17 protein-coding genes are annotated in these 16,947 nt (G+C 70.5%); 7 read left to right on the top strand and 10 right to left on the bottom strand.

Features of this window, described 5'->3' with window-relative positions; genetic code table 11:
- Positions 1-77: 77 nt before the first annotated feature.
- Positions 78-659 (bottom strand): DUF305 domain-containing protein, encoded by a 582-nt coding sequence (locus IG74_RS52310; protein WP_158857845.1) that lies wholly within the window; start codon positions 657-659, stop codon positions 78-80.
- 616 nt (positions 660-1,275) lie between these two features.
- Between IG74_RS52310 and IG74_RS0131775 the strand changes: the two genes are divergently transcribed.
- The 3 genes from IG74_RS0131775 (at position 1,276) to IG74_RS0131790 (ending at position 4,186) form a co-directional block, all read left to right on the top strand.
- Positions 1,276-1,998 (top strand): DUF998 domain-containing protein, encoded by a 723-nt coding sequence (locus IG74_RS0131775; protein WP_030684376.1) that lies wholly within the window; start codon positions 1,276-1,278, stop codon positions 1,996-1,998.
- A 711-nt stretch (positions 1,999-2,709) separates the two neighbouring features.
- Positions 2,710-3,606 carry a universal stress protein gene (locus tag IG74_RS0131785; RefSeq protein ID WP_030684377.1) on the top strand — a complete coding sequence of 299 codons (897 nt, stop codon included), beginning with the start codon at positions 2,710-2,712 and terminating at the stop codon, positions 3,604-3,606.
- Between the two features lie 187 nt (positions 3,607-3,793).
- Positions 3,794-4,186, top strand: coding sequence for a DUF2934 domain-containing protein (locus IG74_RS0131790; protein ID WP_030684378.1), 393 nt, complete (start codon positions 3,794-3,796; stop codon positions 4,184-4,186).
- Positions 4,187-4,216: 30 nt separating this feature from the next.
- Here IG74_RS0131790 and IG74_RS0131795 read toward each other — a convergent pair whose 3' ends face one another.
- The 7 genes from IG74_RS0131795 to IG74_RS0131825 form a co-directional block, all read right to left on the bottom strand.
- Positions 4,217-7,039 (bottom strand): hypothetical protein, encoded by a 2,823-nt coding sequence (locus tag IG74_RS0131795; protein ID WP_030684379.1) that lies wholly within the window; start codon positions 7,037-7,039, stop codon positions 4,217-4,219.
- The gene (locus IG74_RS0131800) at positions 7,023-8,933 is read right to left on the bottom strand and encodes a S1 family peptidase (RefSeq protein ID WP_078869175.1); all 1,911 of its coding nucleotides are present in this window, start codon (positions 8,931-8,933) and stop codon (positions 7,023-7,025) included. The genes IG74_RS0131795 and IG74_RS0131800 overlap by 17 nt, the downstream gene beginning before the upstream one ends.
- Positions 8,920-9,252 carry a CU044_2847 family protein gene (locus IG74_RS48195; RefSeq protein WP_158857847.1) on the bottom strand — a complete coding sequence of 111 codons (333 nt, stop codon included), beginning with the start codon at positions 9,250-9,252 and terminating at the stop codon, positions 8,920-8,922. The genes IG74_RS0131800 and IG74_RS48195 overlap by 14 nt, the downstream gene beginning before the upstream one ends.
- A 214-nt stretch (positions 9,253-9,466) precedes the next feature.
- The gene (locus IG74_RS0131810) at positions 9,467-9,985 is read right to left on the bottom strand and encodes a universal stress protein (RefSeq protein ID WP_051855733.1); all 519 of its coding nucleotides are present in this window, start codon (positions 9,983-9,985) and stop codon (positions 9,467-9,469) included.
- Positions 9,986-10,082: 97 nt separating this feature from the next.
- Positions 10,083-10,418 (bottom strand): hypothetical protein, encoded by a 336-nt coding sequence (locus IG74_RS0131815; protein ID WP_030684384.1) that lies wholly within the window; start codon positions 10,416-10,418, stop codon positions 10,083-10,085.
- 227 nt (positions 10,419-10,645) lie between these two features.
- Positions 10,646-10,861, bottom strand: coding sequence for a hypothetical protein (locus IG74_RS0131820; protein ID WP_030684385.1), 216 nt, complete (start codon positions 10,859-10,861; stop codon positions 10,646-10,648).
- A gap of 107 nt (positions 10,862-10,968) precedes the next feature.
- Positions 10,969-11,433: an OsmC family protein gene (locus IG74_RS0131825; RefSeq protein ID WP_078869177.1), complete on the bottom strand. Its 465-nt coding sequence runs from the start codon at positions 11,431-11,433 to the stop codon at positions 10,969-10,971.
- A 732-nt stretch (positions 11,434-12,165) separates the two neighbouring features.
- Here IG74_RS0131825 and IG74_RS0131830 point away from each other — a divergent pair.
- A complete protein-coding gene (locus IG74_RS0131830) occupies positions 12,166-13,191 on the top strand; it encodes an Acg family FMN-binding oxidoreductase (protein WP_051855735.1) in 1,026 nt (341 codons plus the stop codon).
- Between the two features lie 28 nt (positions 13,192-13,219).
- Here IG74_RS0131830 and IG74_RS0131835 read toward each other — a convergent pair whose 3' ends face one another.
- The gene (locus IG74_RS0131835) at positions 13,220-14,089 is read right to left on the bottom strand and encodes a universal stress protein (protein WP_030684388.1); all 870 of its coding nucleotides are present in this window, start codon (positions 14,087-14,089) and stop codon (positions 13,220-13,222) included.
- Between the two features lie 397 nt (positions 14,090-14,486).
- Here IG74_RS0131835 and IG74_RS0131840 point away from each other — a divergent pair, with 397 nt between their 5' ends.
- Entirely contained in the window at positions 14,487-14,771 is a 285-nt protein-coding gene (locus IG74_RS0131840; RefSeq protein ID WP_030684389.1) for a hypothetical protein, read from the top strand.
- A 273-nt stretch (positions 14,772-15,044) separates the two neighbouring features.
- Complete coding sequence (locus tag IG74_RS0131845) at positions 15,045-15,497, top strand: STAS domain-containing protein (protein ID WP_078869179.1); 453 nt, start codon at positions 15,045-15,047, stop codon at positions 15,495-15,497.
- A gap of 36 nt (positions 15,498-15,533) precedes the next feature.
- Here the strand turns inward: IG74_RS0131845 and IG74_RS0131850 are convergent, their stop codons facing one another.
- Positions 15,534-16,040, bottom strand: a complete 507-nt coding sequence (locus tag IG74_RS0131850; RefSeq protein ID WP_030684391.1) for a hypothetical protein — start codon at positions 16,038-16,040, stop codon at positions 15,534-15,536.
- Between the two features lie 221 nt (positions 16,041-16,261).
- On the opposite strand from IG74_RS0131850, the gene IG74_RS0131855 reads away from it, so the two are divergent.
- The gene (locus IG74_RS0131855) at positions 16,262-16,753 is read left to right on the top strand and encodes a Gmad2 immunoglobulin-like domain-containing protein (protein WP_030684392.1); all 492 of its coding nucleotides are present in this window, start codon (positions 16,262-16,264) and stop codon (positions 16,751-16,753) included.
- Positions 16,754-16,947: the final 194 nt, after the last annotated feature.

The following is a 16,947-nucleotide window of genomic DNA, read 5'->3' on the forward strand; positions in this document are numbered from 1 at the left end:
GGTGTGCCACAGGCCGAGTGCCGGAGCCGAGCCCGTTCCTGAAACCGCGACGTGATGCCGCGCCTCCTCCGAGGCGGTCAGCTGATGCCCATCATCACCTTCATGCGGATGATCTCCGCGCTCTGGGTGCTGATGACGGTGTCCGCGAGGGCCTTGGTCGCGGCGTGTGCGCCGGTCGACTTCACCGCGCGGGCCTCGTGGATCGCCTGCTGGTGGCGTTCGGTCATCATGGCCAGGAACGTCCTGTCGAACTCCGCGTCGCGGGTGCCTTCCAGGTGGCGCATCCGTTCTTCGTGCGTCATCCCGCGTGGACCGTGGTGGCCCTCTCGACCGTGCCCGTGGCCCCGATGACCCGTACCACCCGCACTCCGGGGGATTTCTTCTCCCCATTCCTCCAGCCAGGCGCACATCGTGGAGAGTTCGGCGGTTCGTGCGCGCTCGACCTTCGCCGCGAAAGCCCTGATCTCGGTGGAGGAGGTGTGGGTCCGCGCCATCTCAGCCATCTGGATCGCCTGGCGGTGGCGAGGGACCATCTGCTGGGCGAACGTCACGTCCGCCCGATTGTGCTCCCGCCATCGGGCCGTGGCGGATGCACGGGCATCGGAAGTGGTGTCGGTGGTGCCACCGTCGCTGCCACAGCCGCCGAGCGCGATCGCCACGCTCGCGAGCACGGCGACGGGGGCGGTGCGACGGGGCACGGAACGCATCGTGGACATGATGAGGTGGCTCCTAGGTTCGTACAGGCCGACTCGGCTTGCGCCGAGGACTCGTCCCGGCCCCGGCACGCGTTCCGGCGGCCAGAGGGCATCGGGTCCGCCGTGCGTCGGTTCCGGCCGTAGACGCCATTCACGCGGTTGGCGTACCGGTGCATGGCGCATCACTTCTCTGCGGGCGGGGAGAGCTGCGGCCTGCCCGCCACGGGCCCTCCCCACGCCACAACCTGCCATGTCCGCCGCTGTCCGCACAGTGCCGACCGGTCCTGTCCCGGGACCCCTCAGCCCCTGAACGGCGGCGTGCGGGCCTCCTTCCTGTCTCAGGGGATTCGAGGCAGGCCCAGTCACCGAAGGCATCGGGGCCGCACGCCTGAGACATCACCGGCCCAAGGTCCCAGGCAGGTCTCGCTCCACGGCAAGCCGATGCCGGTGAGCTGCTGATGTCCGGAGAGAAGGTCACCTGCTGTCAAGTGACCACAAGGCACAGCCGACGTGACCTCCCGTCCTGGACCCGGGCTTTCGGACGCTCCACGATGGAATCTGGATACGAGGAGGCGGTGACATGGACACCGTCATGAAAGCTGACTCGTGCGGTGACGCAGTCACGCAGTGGTGGCGAGGTCGAGGCGCAGCGAAGGGCCTGTTGTTGGCACCGGCCGCGGCCGTTGGCGTCTACATCGCCGGAGACGTTCTTTCGGGTCTCTTGTACAACGGCTACAGCTACAGGGACCAGGCGATCAGCGAGTTGAGTGCCTTCGGAGCGCCTGTTCGACCGCTGATGGTGACAGCCATCCTCATTCACAATGTGCTGCTGCTGGCCTTCGGCATCGGGCTCCTCCGGGTCGCCCGGCAGCGGAGCCTGCTGTGGGTCGGCATCCTTCAGGTCGCGGGATTCTTGGTGGTGGGCATTGCGACGCACACGTTCTGGGCGATGAGTTCTCGCGACAGGAGCACGGGGTTCAACGACACGATGCACATCGCCTTGTCCGCCGTGTTCAGCCTGTTCGTCGTTGTGACGATGGTGCTCTCGGCTGTCGCCTACCGAGGCTGGTTCCGTGTCTATGCGCTCGCCACGGTGTTCGTGACAGTTGGTTTCGGAATCGCGTCCTCGTTCGCGATCCGCGGGATCGAGCAGAACGACACACCATGGGCCGGGGCCTTCGAGCGGATCGACGCCTACGCCTACTTCGCGTGGCTCGTCGTTCTGGCCGTCACGGTCACGCGCCATGAGCTCGGTCCGTCACGACCGGCAGGCCGTCGACGAGACACGAACCGGATCGTCTGAGATGCGGGCCATGTCGACAGAGACGGGACAGTCCGCCTCGGCTTGGCGAGCACCGCCAGCGGAACGTCTCACTCGAGTCGAGGCACCGCAGCTCAGCATGGTCCGCTACCTCAGACTGATGGAGACCGGACAGCCCCCGTCGGCCGAGGACAGCAGTGCTCCCTCGCCGTGGCAGCGGTGCGACCGCATCGCCTTCACCGAGGCCGGGGTCCGGGATCGCGCGCCAGTGGCCCTACGGGCCTGGCGCTGCCCGGCGCACGAGACGGTCGACCATCCGCTCCCGGCCGGGGGGAGCCTGCCCGCGTCTGAGAGGGGCGCCCGTCCCTGCTCGACCGGGCGCTGTGGAGCGGCGTCGTCGAGTGCCCCCCCTGGCGCGGGACACGGGCACTTCCGACCGCGGCTCGGACGCGCGGGCCGCGCCGCGATGCAGGTCGCCGCGTGCCGAACCGCCGCCGGCCACGACCGCCGACGCCTCCATGGGCCGCCTCCTGTCCGTGCTGTGAGGTCTCCTTGCCCGCGGCTCTTCGCCCTCGTGCCCCGAAGGCCGCGGTCCGCAGGGGCCCAACGGTCCGATCCGGGGCCCGAACGCCCCTGCGTCCGGGCGAGCCCCGGCGGCATGCTGGAGGCGGGGAGGTGGGCGCGCCGGACCCGATGGCCCCCACCGCACAATCGCCAGGGCTTCAGCGAGAGCGGGTGACCGAAGTGACCAGCATGCCCAAGCCCATCGTCGTCGGTGTCGACGGTTCGAGAGAGAGTGCAGCCGCGGCGCACTGGGCCGCGCGCGAGGCCCTGCGACGCGGCCTGCCCTTGCGCGTCGTCCACGCGTGGGAGGGGCTGCCCGAAACGGCCGAGTCGGAGTCCCCGAGCGAGCTGCGCGCCCCGCACTACTGGGCGCGTCGTGTGCTGCGCACCGTTCTCGACCGTCTGACCTCCCATCACCCCGGGCTGTACGTGTCCGCGGAACAGATCGGGAAGCCACCCGAGTCGGCGCTGCGGGCCGAAATGGACAACGCGGAGCTGCTGGTGCTCGGCAGCCGGAGCCACAGCGGCGTCGGCGGACTGTTCACCGGCTCCGTCGCCCTGGCGACCGTGGCCCACTCCTTCTGCCCGGTCGCCCTCGTCCGGGCGGGGTGCTCCGAAACCGACGGGCGTCTTCCGGACGGCACGGGCTCGGCCTTCCCACGAGCCCCCTACCGCGACGTGGCCCTGGCCGTGGATCTGCTGCGGCCCAGCGACGAACTGCTGGAGTTCGCCTTCCGGGCCGCGGAGTACCGCAGGGCACCGCTGCGCGTGATCCATGCCTGGCATCACCCGCACGGCCTCGGTCTGCCGGACGCGGACGAACGCGCCCGCGTCCGGGCCGCCGTAGAGCACGCCTTGGCCGAGGCCGTCGCGCCTTGGCGGGAGAAGTTCCCCGCGGTCTACGTCCGCGAGACGCTGACCGAGGGGCGCCCCGCCCACGAGGTGCCCAAAGAGGCCGGCGGTGCCGGTCTGCTCGTCGTGGGCCACCGGCAGCGCCGGCCACGGATCGGCACTCGCACCGGTCCGGTCACGCACGCGGTCATGCGCCACGTCACCTGCCCGGTCGTCGTGGTGCCGCACGCGTGACGGGTGCACGCGGGTCAGGCGCACGCGACCGAGCTGGCGGACGTGACCTTTCGTCCCCCCGGGCAGACCGACGTGACCCGAAAGCACATAGGCGCGGGCACCCTCCTCTGCGACGTTGAACGTGTGCCTTTCGGCCCGTGGCACACCGCGGGTCGCAGGGCCGGCGCCGAAGGGAGGGGCCGGACGCATGCATGTGACCTTTGATGTGCACGAACTCGCCCAAGCCTTATGGACGGCGAGCGGACGGTATGAGGGGACTCCCGACGAGTACGTGGACAAGAGCCGGGAGATGCACCGCCGGTGGATCGCTGAAACCGCCTACTTCCGCTGGCTGAACAGGGGCAGCCCGATGGGCGACGCGTGGGCCGATTGGTTCGCCGCTGAGGCGGAGTACGCACTGCGGGCAACTGCTGCGGGTGACGTGTTCGCGCCCGACCACGTACGTCAGGAGGCCCTCGAGGTGGCCGCCTACCACGAGTGGCTGCGGCGGGGACGCGTGAACGGAGATCCGGACACCGATTGGCGCGCCGCCGAGACGCGTGCCTCTGCGTCCGAAGGCGGCGAGCTCCGAGCCCCGTGACTTCATCACCAGCAACTCGGTGCACCCACGTCACCCGTCACCGCGGACCACGTCTCCGAAGCGGTCCACCACCACTTCGCAGGCCGACTCGGTGAGCAGTTCCGCCAGTCCGCCCATGGCCGCGACCGCTTCTGCGCGCACAGCCAGGCCGTGTGCGGTTCGGGTCACGCTCTGCGCGGCGTCGAGCGCCGTCGGCAACAGTGCCAGCGCCTCCTCGGCGCAGTAGCGCAGCTCCGGATCCACGTGGCCTTCTGCCAGCAGTTCGTCACCGACGAGGATCTGGTAGCCGTCCGGTTCCAGGTCCTCTTCCACTTCCACATGCACCGGGGGCACCTCACATTCGGTCCTGCTCCGCAGCGCGGGCAAGTGCCGCGCGAACAAGGGGTGCTGCCGAACGGGATCGCCGTACGCGGCGAACCACGAACCGGGCAGCCGCAGCCGCATCGTGGGCGGTGGGGGCTGAGGCGCGTCCGTCGTGTCCTCGGCGGTGAAGCGGTGACGGCGCAGCGACTCGGCCTCGGCGGCCAGCTCTTCCTCGGTCGCGAGCGTGTCCAGTAGCTCGTCCCGTTCTTCGGACGTGCCGAAGGATCGCAGAACGGCTTCCGTGAGGCGGACGGCCAGGCCTGCCTCGCCGGGTACGCGGTGCGCTACCGCATTCCGCAGTTCGGACAGCGCGTCTCCGCCGCGCAGCCGGGCGTGCTCCACCGCCGCGTCCGTGCGGCTGAAGCTGAGCACGCTGCCTGATTCGTCGGCGAGGGCGATGAGAAGCGGGCGCACGCAGTGGTCCCACGTATCGACGGCGGTCGGCTGCTGATCGGTCTCAATCGCCGTGGCGAGCAGGTCCCAAGCCGCCGGGTTGCCCAACAGGGCCCATGCGACCCCGAGCGCCATCGCGCCTTCGGTCTCTCCCGGCAGATCGGCTTCGCGGAGCAGCCGTGCCGGCCGCTCCGCGTCGGCGGGGCGGCCCTGGACACAGGCGTCGTAGGCGGTCGCCATGAGGTGCTCCCGCGGGGACAGCATGCCCGCCGAGGCGTGCAGGAAGGAACGCGAGTGATGCCGTGCGGAGGCCGTATCGCCTTCGAGGAGCAGGGCGACCACATAGGGGTGCCAGGCCCAGTGCCAGCCGGGGTCGATGGCCCCGGCAGCGAAGTACCGGACGGCCTCGTCCGGTTTGCCGAGCTGTAGGGCGACGTAACCGCACACGCACCTGCTCCAGTCGTGGAGATCGTCGTCGTGCAGGGCGCTTTGCAGGAGCTCCAGTGCTTCGTCGTACCGGCCGACGTTGGCGAGCGCCTCGACGTAGCGGGCTGCCGCCGGTTGGTCCTGGCTGATCTGGTAACTGCGTACGGCCGCGGTCTCGCCGAGCCGGAACAGGCGGAGCTTCTGGGCGGTGTGCGCCAGTTGCTGCCAGGGCGGCGCCCACTGGGGGTCCAGTGCCACCGCACGCGCCGCCGAGAGCAGTGCGCACCACCCCTGCCGCTGTCTGTCGGCGTCGGATACCTCGGCGAGTTGGTCCCTCAAGTAGCTCTCGGTGAGGTAGTTCCAGGACTCGCCACCACTGGCGCCCGCCTGTTGACGCGCGTCGAGCAGCTTCGCCAGAGCGTCCGCCAGGCGTGCCCCGCGCTCCCGGACGGGCCACCGGCTCCCCGTCCGTGCGGCGATGTCCGCCAGGTGCATCTGCGCCACTGCCCGGGTGCGCTCGTCCTCCCGGCTCTCCGGTCCGCTCTGGACGGCAGCGTCGAAGTCTCGGCGCGCGTGGTCCAGACGGCCCGCGCCCAGATGCCACCTTCCCGCGCACAGCAGGGCGCTGCGGCGCGCGGAAGCCGAGCCGAGCAGGTCGGCTCGCTGCTCCTCCACCACCGCCATGGTCTTGTCGTCGCGCTCCTCGGCCGCACGGTCGAGGAGGCACAGTGCGGACGACCGGTCGCCCTCGCGGCGCAAGCGCTCGGCGAGTGCGACGTACAACTCGCCCGGTATGTCCACGAGCCGGTTGATGTCCCCCTCGACGTCGCTGAGCGAGGAGAAGGCCTCGGCCGCGGTCCGTGCCTCGTCGAGCGCGAGTTCGGGCATGCCGTTCTGCCGGGCTCGCGTGATCGCTTCGACAGTGGTGTCGAGATCGCGAGGGTCGAGCTCACGAGCCTCTCTGAACAGCCGGTCGGCCTTCTCCGTGGCCCCCCGTAGGCGCGCGGTGCGCGACCGCAGGGCGAAGTGGGCCGCGCTGGACGGCTGAGAGCCGCCGAGAGCCTTGTCGGCCTCTTCGGGGAGGTGGTGCAGCAAGGCCAGTCGTGCCAGGAGCAGCCGGAGGTCGTCCCGCACCCCGTCGTCGAGGCCTTTCCAGCGACCGATGTCCAAGTCCTGGCAGCCGAGTGCGAGGACCTCGTGGCACAGGTCCCAGTCACTGCGGGCCAGAGCGCGGGTGGCCAGGGAGATACGTCGGGTGAACAGCGCGCCGACGGGCGGCGGAACGCCGGTGCGGAGCCGATCCATCGCGTCGACGCGACATCGGCTCGCAGCGGTGAACCAATAGCCCAGCCAGTGGCCCAGGCCGGTACGCACGTCGGAAGCGAGCGCTTCCTGAAGCCGGTCGCGTTGCTCGGACCAGCCTTCAGGGAGGAACGGCAGGGCGGCGAGGCGGTGCTTCACGTCAGCGGTGAGCTGGTCGAGGCTCGCGGAGGCCTTCTCCACGCCCCTGTGCCGCTCGGCCAGCAGCCGTAGTGTCGCCTCCTGCCCGTTGCCGTCCCCCTGCGCGATGTCGTCTGCACGGGCGGCCACCTCCTTCAGTCCGGCGTCCACGCCGCACCGTTCGCGGATACGCCCGTCGGCACGCCGGATCATCTCAGCGATGAAGGACATCCAGGGTCTCCCTCGGATGAGGCTCGTGCCGAACGGGCCGCTTCGCCACGGGCGTATGGATCGCGGGCTTCGAAGCATCGGGCGACTCCTGGATCACCAGGCGCACGTCCGACTGGGAGCCGGTGGTGAGGGCGAACCAGCCGAAACCCGCCGCGTCCTCGACAGGACGATCGAGCCTGAGGGTCCTGCGGCCCGCCTGCACGGCGCTCTCGATCCGTTCGGCGCGGCCCAGCGCCTCGTAGAAGGAGGAGTTGAACGCGCGGCACTGCACGGGATGCACCGGAAGCTGCGTGAGCACCACCGCGGTCACGCTCCGGGCGATGATCTCGCCGAGCGCGCTGGGGGTCAGCGGCTCGAAGTCGCAGTCCATGGGCGGCAGCAGCAGCTCCAGGACCACGAGACGCACCCCGCTGGCCGCTGCCGTGTCTATCACCTCTCGTGGGTCCTGCCACGCCTCGCCGTTGCCGTCGTCGTCGACGAAGGCGATGAGCGGAGTTCCGTCGATCTCCCGCTGCCCCACTCCCATGAAGTGCAGTACGGAGAAGCTTCCGGACTTGAGGGCGTCCTTGACGACGCTCCACCGCGGCGGCACGTGGAGCAAGTCGAGTTCGGGGGTGAATCCGGCACGCTCGATGCTCTCCCGGAGTGAGGCCCGCATCTCCGTCAGGCCGACCCATTTGTAGGGCGGGCCCCGGTGCCGGGGAAGGATCACGGGGTATCTGTTGCGCCAGTGCTTGGGCTGTGCGACCGCGGCCAGCACGCGGACATCGGCTGCGACCCGGGCGGGGGCCGCGGAGGACAGCGCGTCACCGTTCACACGATCCGTGTCCGGGACCCGAACGAACCCGAACTTCTCCTCGGCTGCCAGGAATCGCGCCCGCCCCCGTGCGCGTGGAGCCGCAGCGAGCTCCCACGGAATGTCGGCGAGATCGCAGCCGCTCTTCAAGTGCAGCCGGACCAGCAGGTCGTCGGCCGCCCGGACCTGCTCGAAGCGGCGGGCCACCTCACTGGGGAAGAGAGCACTGGCGAGCAGTGGGCCGATCAGTTCGACCTCCTCGTTGGAGTGAACCCGTCGCCGCTGCACCCAGCGGAACAGCGCTTCCGCGACACCCTCACCGAGGTCACGGCCGGTCAGCTCGTGGCCGTGACCAGGCTCCTCCATAGAGACCTGCCAGGAGTTTCGGCTGCCGCTGACCCACAGGTCGAAGAGGGCGTCGACGGTCCGGGACCGGCCGAGGCGCTGCCAGTCGGGGCGGCCGAGTGCCGTGCGCCACGGCACCATCTGCGGTGTCGACTCCTGCAGGACACGGGCGATCTCCCCGAACTTCGCGGCCGCCAAGCCGATCGGCACCGCGTTGCCGCCGAGAGCGTCGTCCGTGTTCCGGCTCGCACGCGTCACCGCGACCACGGCGCCGCTTTCGGTGCTGAGGGCGGGGCCGCCGCTCATCCCCCACGTGATGATCTCACCGGCGCTGAGTTGCAGCATCTGGTAGCCGCCTCGTGGGTCCTCCCGGCCGTGCCCCGTGAACTTGCGCGGCTCGTAGCCCGGGCTCGTCCCTTCCTCGCGTGGATATCCGACCAGCCAGTACTCGCCGTCGTGCAACGTCGTGTCCAGCACCGCGCAGGGGATGACGGGTTCGTCACGGGCCTGTGCCTTCAGCAACGCGAGGTCGGTGGCGTCGTCCCATTCGACCACCTGGGCCTCGCGGCAGTCACGGCCGTCGGGCTGGATCTCGATGCCCGCGTCCCGATCGACCACATGTGCGCAGGTGAGCAGGAGTTGTGTGTCCACGTAGAACGCCGTCCCCTGGAACTCCCCGTCGGCGTAGACACGGGCGGTCGCCTGCTTCAGCACGTCCTTGAGTCGACTGATCGTCGCATCAGGCAGAGACATCGGGCGCCTCCTGTCCGTCCCGGTCCCATTCCAGCGTCACCTTGATCGTGGCCTCGCCCCGGCCCCTGCCGAGCAGCGCCACCAGCTGACCGGACTCGACGGCGAGGCCGAATCCCAGTTCCACCACGGCCTTGGACGGACCGGCACGACGGGCGGCCTTGAGGACGTCCTGGCCCACCCGCTCGATGGAGGAGGTGATCTCACCGAACTTCCCGGAGACTTTCCTGTCGGCGACCAGTGTGCTGCCCCCGGTCTCGGCCACGACGACCATCGTGCCTGCGTCACCCAGGTCCACTACGACTCTCTGCTCACCGGCCATGGCGCACCTCCGGCACCCGTGGGGCCTTGTCCCTGCTGACGGTAGGAGGCGCGAGTTCGGCCCGCGAGGGGCCGATGGGCTCTCCTCCGGTGTCGGTGGTCCTGTCCCAGCACGGATTGAACGTCCATGGATACGGACGTCCCGGCCCGTCGTGCCCCGTGCCGCCCCACGGGCCGGGACGAAGCAGACACCGCCCCAGGCGGAACCGGAGGGGTCAGGCGGGTTCCAAGCCAACCGCCATGTCGTCCCGCAGCCACGGCGGTCGGGACTCCTCCGCGTCCGGTGGCGGCTCCGGCACGGTCACCACGGGGCATTCCGCCAGCCTCACGCAGGCGCGGGCGACCGCGCCCAGCGCGGGCCGGGTGACGTCCGTCCGAGATGTGCGGCCGAGAGCGAGGAACAACGCGTCCCGGGTGTACCTCAGCAGGACCGCGGCGGCCGGGCCTTCGTGCAGGAGCATCACGACGTCGGCGTCGGGGTGTGTGCGGAGCAGTCTGGCCACGTTCTGCTCTAGCGTGGCCGCGGCACGGGCACGGTCCTGCTCGGGTGTGGACCGCTCGAGCGCCGGCGCGTAAGGCGCGCGCATGGAGCCGGAGGGCAGCCAGGCGTGAACGGCCAGCACGCCCGTGTGCAGCAGCCGGGCCTTCGCCGCCGACCAGCGCAGCGCGGCGAGCGCGGCGGCCGAGCCGTCCACGCCCACGACCAGGGCTCCGTTGGTCGCCTCCTGTGCCATGGCCAGCCTCACTCTCCCTCTTGGCTCCGGGTACGAACCGCGGGCTGGGAGGCCGGGGCTCGTCGCCCCGGCCCCCTCCTCGTTCTGCAGCCCCGGTTCAGGCGACGCGCCGCAGCTGCTCGGTCTTCTCGATGGTCTTCGCCTCGTCGGTGAACTTCCGTGCGAGGCCGGCGAAGAAGCGGAGTACCTCGTGCCAGAAGTAGCCCGCTCCCGCGATGAGGAATCCGGTGAGCGTGGTGCCGATGGCCTCGGTGCGCACGTCGAGCCCCCAGGCCTCGAAGAGGCTGAAGTCGGCGAGCCACGCCGCGCCCACCCCCAGGGCTGTCAGCGCGAACGCCCAGAACTCCTGGGCCGCGGACAGGTAGCGGTGCACCGCGTTCCCCACGACCAGTACAGCAAGCCCCAGAAGGACCAGCATCCCGAACTCGTACATGAGGTCTTCCGCCTTTCCTTTTCTGGTACCTGACGTTTCCGGTTTTCTGGTACCTGGCGTTCCGGGAGGTACGGCTCCAGACGCACGGCCCCGCAGAGAGCCCGGTCTGGCCGCAACCTGGTGTTCCGGTTCCAGCGTCGCGCGGGCCGGACGAGACCGACAGGGGCCTCCTGGCCCCAACCGGAGGACCAAGGGGAGCTGTTGGAGACGCCACTGCGCCGCCACTGTCAGTCACGCGCACTGACGATCGCGTCGGCTGCGGCACGCAGCGTGCGCCGCTCCTCCCACAGCTGTCGGCCTTCCTGCCTCCAGGCGCGTCGCGCGTGGGGGTGCCAGAGGCCGGGCTTGCGCAGCCACCAGGAGAGTACGGCCGCCTGCCAGCACGCGTCCTCGGCCAACAGATGCAGCAACGCGGGGTCGGCCACGAGGTCCTTCTCGGCCACGACCCGTCCCGAGGACCCGAGCAGTACCTTGCCTTGGAGGGTGGTGGGTTCACCTGGTGAACCCCATGGGTTCGGCAGCCCACGCATGACGGTTCTCCTCGTCGGGATCAGGCCACGGCGACGCTGACGTCGGGTGGCTGACGCAGGGTGTTGTGGATCGTGCAGTGGTTGACGACCGCCAGCAGTGCCCCGCGCTCGGTCGCCGTGAGCCGAACGGGCAGTACGATCCTCATGCGAACGGCCGCGACGCGGGCGGGCCTGTCGTCGGCCATGTCGAACTCGCACCGCACGCGGAGGTTTTCGTACGGCAGGTGGTGGCGCTGGAGGAACCGGCCGGCGTAATAGGCGACGCAGGTGGCGAGCGAGGAGACGAAGAGTTCGACCGGGGTGGGCCCGTCGTCGTCACCGCCCGCCGCGAAGGGTTGATCGACGGTCAGTTCGTGGTCACGGATGAACACACCGTACGCCTGCCCGGATACGTGGGTGACGTCGACGTGCTGTGCTGTCTGCGCAGACAGCAGTGGCGTGTGGTGCGGCTCTCCTGAGGCAGGCACGGTGGCCTGGTCGTTCATCTCTGTGCCTCCTTCACGCACGTCGTTCCGCGAGTTCCGTTCGGTCGGCCGGTCGCGGTCCGTGAGCTCCTGCCGGGCCGGCCGAACGCGTTCGGCTCGTCGCTGCTTCCAGCCCAGCGCGTGGGTGCGCGATCCACCACGGGCCGGGTGGCCCGCACCGGGACCGATGGGCCCGTCAAGAGGGCCGTGCGCTCGCCACTCAGGCACTGGCACACCGAGACGGTGGCCGCCTCCACTACCGTGGCCGGTTCGGGGGTCACCACCTGGCGCACCGCCGTGTCACCCGGCACACCGCGCAACACCGTCCCCGGGGCCTGCACCCCGCCGCACAGTCGCGCGACCCCGCCGAGCAGCCACAACGTGATGCCAACTCGTGGGCCGGAAGCGAGACGAGGAACATCCCAGCCGTGATGCCGCCGCTCTTCGGCCCTGGCCGGACATCAACAGCTGTCGGGCCCGGTCCGGACCTCGTCCGGGCCTTTGGCGAGAAGCCCCCACGGCGGGCCTCGACGAGGCCCGCCGAACCAGCCATCCCCGGGGACGGTGCCCAATACGCCCCCTCTTCCCTCCCTCCATGGTCCCGCTCCGTCACCGGCACCGGGCGGGCCGCTCGGGCCGAGTCCAGGGACACTCGGCCCCTCATCCGGTCCCGGGGCTCCCGTCACGCTGAAGCCGCCGGCTCTGACGATGTGGCACACCACGGGGTGGGCCGGGAGAAGGGACGGGCAGACCATGACCGCCGAGCGGAATCCTTCGCCCCACATCCGTGCGGCCCGCCACCTGGTGCGCGCCGCCGTACTGGCGCCTTCGCTGCACAACTCCCAGCCCTGGCTGTTCGCGTGCTCCGACAGCACGCTGCTGCTGTACGCCGACTACCGGCGGCGGCTGCAGTTCTGCGACCCCTACGGGCGGCAACTGATGATCAGCTGTGGCGCGGCGCTGTTCAACCTGAGGCTCGCCATGCGGCGGCTGGGCTTCAGGCCGGTGGTACGGCTTTTCCCCGACCCGGGAACGCCTTGGCTCCTGGCGCGCGTGCAGTGGGGCGCGTACGCGCGGACGACCCCCGACGTGGCACTGTTGCACCAGGCGCTGCGGCATCGGCATACGCATCGCGGCCCGTTCACGTCCGCCGGAGTACCCGCCCCGTTGATCGAGGCCCTCGCACGGCACGCACGCGCCGAGGGCGTCCAGTTGGTCGCCCTGGAGGACACGACGGCGCGCAGGCGCCTCAGTCGGCTCGTCCACGAGGCCGAGGCGCGGGAGCGTCGCGTACCCGGCTTCGGCGGGGAGTTGCTCCAGTGGGCTCGTCCCTTCGGGAACGACCGCGGCGACGGGGTGCCCGCCGAGGCCTGCATGTTCCATCCGGACTGCGTCGCCCTTGCCGGACGCGACTTCACCGGCCTCACCCGACGCAGGGCCACGGCCCGGCCGCGCGAGACGTGGCCCGCGCGCACCGGCCTCATGGTCGTTCTCACCACCCCGCACGACACCCATCAGGACTGGTTGCGCGCGGGCCAGGCCCTGCAGCGCGTGCTGCTGTGCGCCGCGGGCCACGGGTTCGCCGCCGGATTCCACAGCCAGCCCTTGGAGTTCGCGGACCTGCGAGCCCTGGTGCGTACCTTGGCCCCTTCGGGGCAGCATCCGCAGATGGTCCTGCGTCTCGGCCGGATCGGCTGGCAGGCGCGGACGCCCCGGCGTTCCGTGGCCGAGGTGCTGCCCCACGGCGGTGTGGCACCCGCCGAGGGACACGCCGCATGAGGCCACCGCCCGGCACCCTGATCAGCGGTCAGTCGTGCGGTACCACCGCCACGGGGCACGCGGAGTGGTGCAGGACCGCGTGATTGACCGGGCCCAGCTGCATGCCGATGTGCCCTCGCCGCCGACGGGCGCCGACCACGAGCAGGTCGGCGGTCGTGGACGCCTCGAGCAGCGCCGCACGGGCCAGGCCCTCCACTGCGTCCCGTCGCACGCTCACGGCAGCGTGCTGCGGCCCGATGGCCCTCAGTGCTTCGTCAAGCCGCATCTCGGCGCGCATCTGGTGGAAGTCCGTCGCGTCCGCCGCGCGGGGCGGTTCGGGCGCCTGGTGGGCGGGGCACCGCCAGGCGTGCACCGCGTGCAGTTCGCCGCCCCGCAGTTCGGCGGACCGCAGGGCGAAGGCGACGACGGCCGCGGCCTCGTCCGCCTCGTCGATGCCGACGGCGACCCGCTGGAACCCGCCGTCGCGGTTCTGCCGACCGCCGCGGACCACTATCACGGGGGCCGCGGCGTGCGCGGCCACCGACAGGCTCACGGATCCCAGGAGGAGCCCCGCCAGTTCGCCCCTGCCCCGGCAGCCGACGACGACCGCGCCCGCACCCGCGCTCTCGCGGGCGAGCGCGGTCGCCGGGTCCTCCGCGAGCACGTCGCTCGTGACCTTCAGCGCAGGCGCGCGGGTGTGCGCCCGTGCGACCGCCTGCGCGGGGATGTGATCGGTGTAGGTGCTCGCCGCGCCGCGGCGGACGGCGAAGGACGGCTTGTGCCCCTCGTACCGCTCCCAGGCCGAGGCGTACACGATCCGAAGCGGTGTCCCTCGCCGCACGGCCTCGTCCACCGCCCAGTCGACGGCTGACAGGCTCTCCTCCGAGCCGTCCGCACCGACGATCAGTTCTCGCTCCACGACTCTCAGTCCCTCCGTCATCCGGTAGTCGGAACTCCGCCGCACGTCTCCCGGCGCGGCGGGGCACCCCACTCCAGCGAGGCAGAGGTGCACCGACCGCGGAAGGGGCCGACCGGCCCCCGAGTGGTGGGCGCCGCCCAAGCGGGCCGAGCACGACCTCGGCACCACACGGCCCCTGGGGACTGGCCCCACAGGTCCCGTCCCGGGGCCGATCCGGTCCTGTGGCGGGCCTTCACGCGGGCGTTGACTGGCCGTAAGAGGCCGATACGAGCCTTCGTACGGCATCGCAGGCCGAGCCGGGCTGACGCGCTCCTGCGCCACATCCGCTCCTGCCCGCGCGGACCGTTCGCCGTCCGACGTCGTACACCTGGTCGCGTCCCGCGTGCGGAGGAGAGCCATGCCTGTTCTGATCATCGTCCTGCTCCTGTTCCTGGTCGTCCTCGGCTTCAAAGCCCCCCTGCTGTGGCTGCTCGCCGCGGGACTCGTCTACCTGCTGCTCCGGGGCCGCGACCGCGGCTCCATCAAGACCGACCCCGACAACAGGAGCAGCGGCGGTGACGGAGGCGGCCGGGGCAGCGGTCCCAAGACGTATCGCGAGTACAGCGATCGTCGGAAGCGCAAGGAACGCTGGGAGCGCAAGTACCGCCGCAGGCACCCCTCGTCGACGTCGAGCAGCCGGTAACACCGGACGGGCAAGTGATCCGCCGGAGCAGGAGAGGACTTACTTGAGCGCGGCTGAAATGGGTACACCTTAGGAACCACTCCGAGGAGGGAGTACACACTGGAGAAGCCCTCCAGCGCCCCTCTCCTCGCCTGGTGCTCCGTGTCCGTGACGCCGGCTCCAGACCCAGCACACCTCGCACCACTGTCGCCCGGGCCCCCGGTGACCCTCCTCCGCAGCTGCTTCGCCTGCACCACTCAGGGACAGGCCGACACGCACCGAGGTGAAGCAATTGTGACGCCAGGGACCCCCCTCCCCCCTTCCACCCGACACGTACGCACGTACCGCGCCCAAGGACACACGGTCCTGGAATTCCACGGCGAGATCGACATCGCCGCCGCCCTGGAGATCACTCCCTGTTTGGACCACGCCACCGGCCCGCACGAGGCGCTGGTCGTCATCGATCTGACCTCGACCACTTTCATCGACTGCTCCGGCCTGGGGCTGCTCTGCCGTGCCAGGAGTCGTGTCGTGGAGAAGCGCGGACAGCTCCTGCTGGTCTGCCCGCATCCGCGTACCCTGGCTCTCCTGCACATCGTCCGGCTCTGCGGCGTCTTCCGCCCCTACCCCACCCTGCACGCCGCCCTCGCCGACGCCGCTCCGGCGGAGCAGCGCGCGAAGCGGCGGTCCAAGTGGACGGAGGGCCGCCTGGCCTGTCGCCGGAGCAGGACCCGCGCACCGTCGTGAAACAGGTGGCGGGGCTCCGGCCCCGCAGCGCAGCCGTCACGCGTCGGTCTTGATGGCGGAGATCAATCGGGTCGTCAGGTCGGACTGGACCATCAGACGGGTGTGATGGACGTGCCCCCTGGAGTCCTTCCAGGTGAGAGTCACCCTGCTCCAGCAGCGCCCCATACCGCTGTCGTTGTAGACGACTTTCCAGGCGGTCGGGACGCCCTTGACGCGCAGCACGCCGTCCTTGTGGTGGGTGGATTCCCAGCGGGCCAGGCTGTGCCGCAGCCCGGCGGTCAGGTAGTGACCACGCAGGGCCCGGGCAAGCCGCCCGTTACCGGTGTCGTACAGGACGTCGATGTACGCACCGTAGAAGTCGGCGACCCGGTCGACGGTGGACGTCGGAGTGCCGCTGCGGCTGGGAGCCGCGGCCGGGGTGTCCGTGCGCCCGGAGGACTGTGTGTGCGCCGCCCCGCTCGTCGCTGTCGCGGTCACGAGTGTTCCGGTGGCCAGCAGCGCAGCAGGGAGCGTGATGAGACGGCGCGTACCTGACGTGGCCATGTCGCTCTCCCCTTCCCTCTCGAAACTCGAAGGCGGAACGGTTGTGTTCCTCACCGCCTACTACAACGCACCGGGGCCACACGCAGAGCAGGCCGACCGGCCCGTCCTACGGGTCGTTCGGCGGTTGCCGTCATCGTGCCCGAAAGAAGCTCTTGCCCCACTCTGGGAAAGGAGTTGAGTGGACGGGAAGGAGCACGTTCCTTCTCCTCACGGGAGAGTTCATGACGAACCGGATCGACCAGCCGCGCAAGCTGGACCTCGTGGCAAGCCCGATCCACGTGGGCGGCGTCGGCACGGGCCACGAGGCCACGCTGCAGTACCGCGTCGGTGACGGTCACGACGAGGTGGCCGGCCACTTCACGGTCGGCGGTGGCACGGGCGAGCACGGGCAGTTCCATGTCCAGGTCGACGTGCGCAAGGCCTCGTTCAAGGCCGACCAACTGCTCGTCCAGGTCTTCGAGAAGAGCCCCAAGGACGGCAAGGAGATCAACGTCGTGACCGTGCCCGTGCTCTACGGGCCGCGCATCGTGCCGGGCTACTACGGCTACCGCGAACACAAGGTGGTCAAGGGCGACACCCTTTCCGGCCTGGCCAAGACCTACTACGGGGACGCCGCTCTCTACCAGCGCATCATGCGCGCCAACCCGGACCAGATCACCGACCCCGACAAGATCATGCCGGGGCAGCTGCTCCGCATCCCGATGGGCACCTGAGACCTCCCTCGGCCGCCGCCGTCACAGCGGCGGCGGCCGAACCCGGTGCCACGCCACCGCGCGGCCGTGTTTCGATCCACGGGACGACGCCGACAACTCGCCCTTCACGCAGAACCTTCGGCGCACACCTCGACCACGTGCGGAACACGGCCGCTCTCGTCTGCCGGGCCGCCGCGAAGCGCGGCTCCGCATCC

The sequence above is a fragment of the Streptomyces sp. NRRL B-1347 genome, assembly GCF_000720325.1.
Classification (GTDB): domain Bacteria; phylum Actinomycetota; class Actinomycetes; order Streptomycetales; family Streptomycetaceae; genus Streptomyces.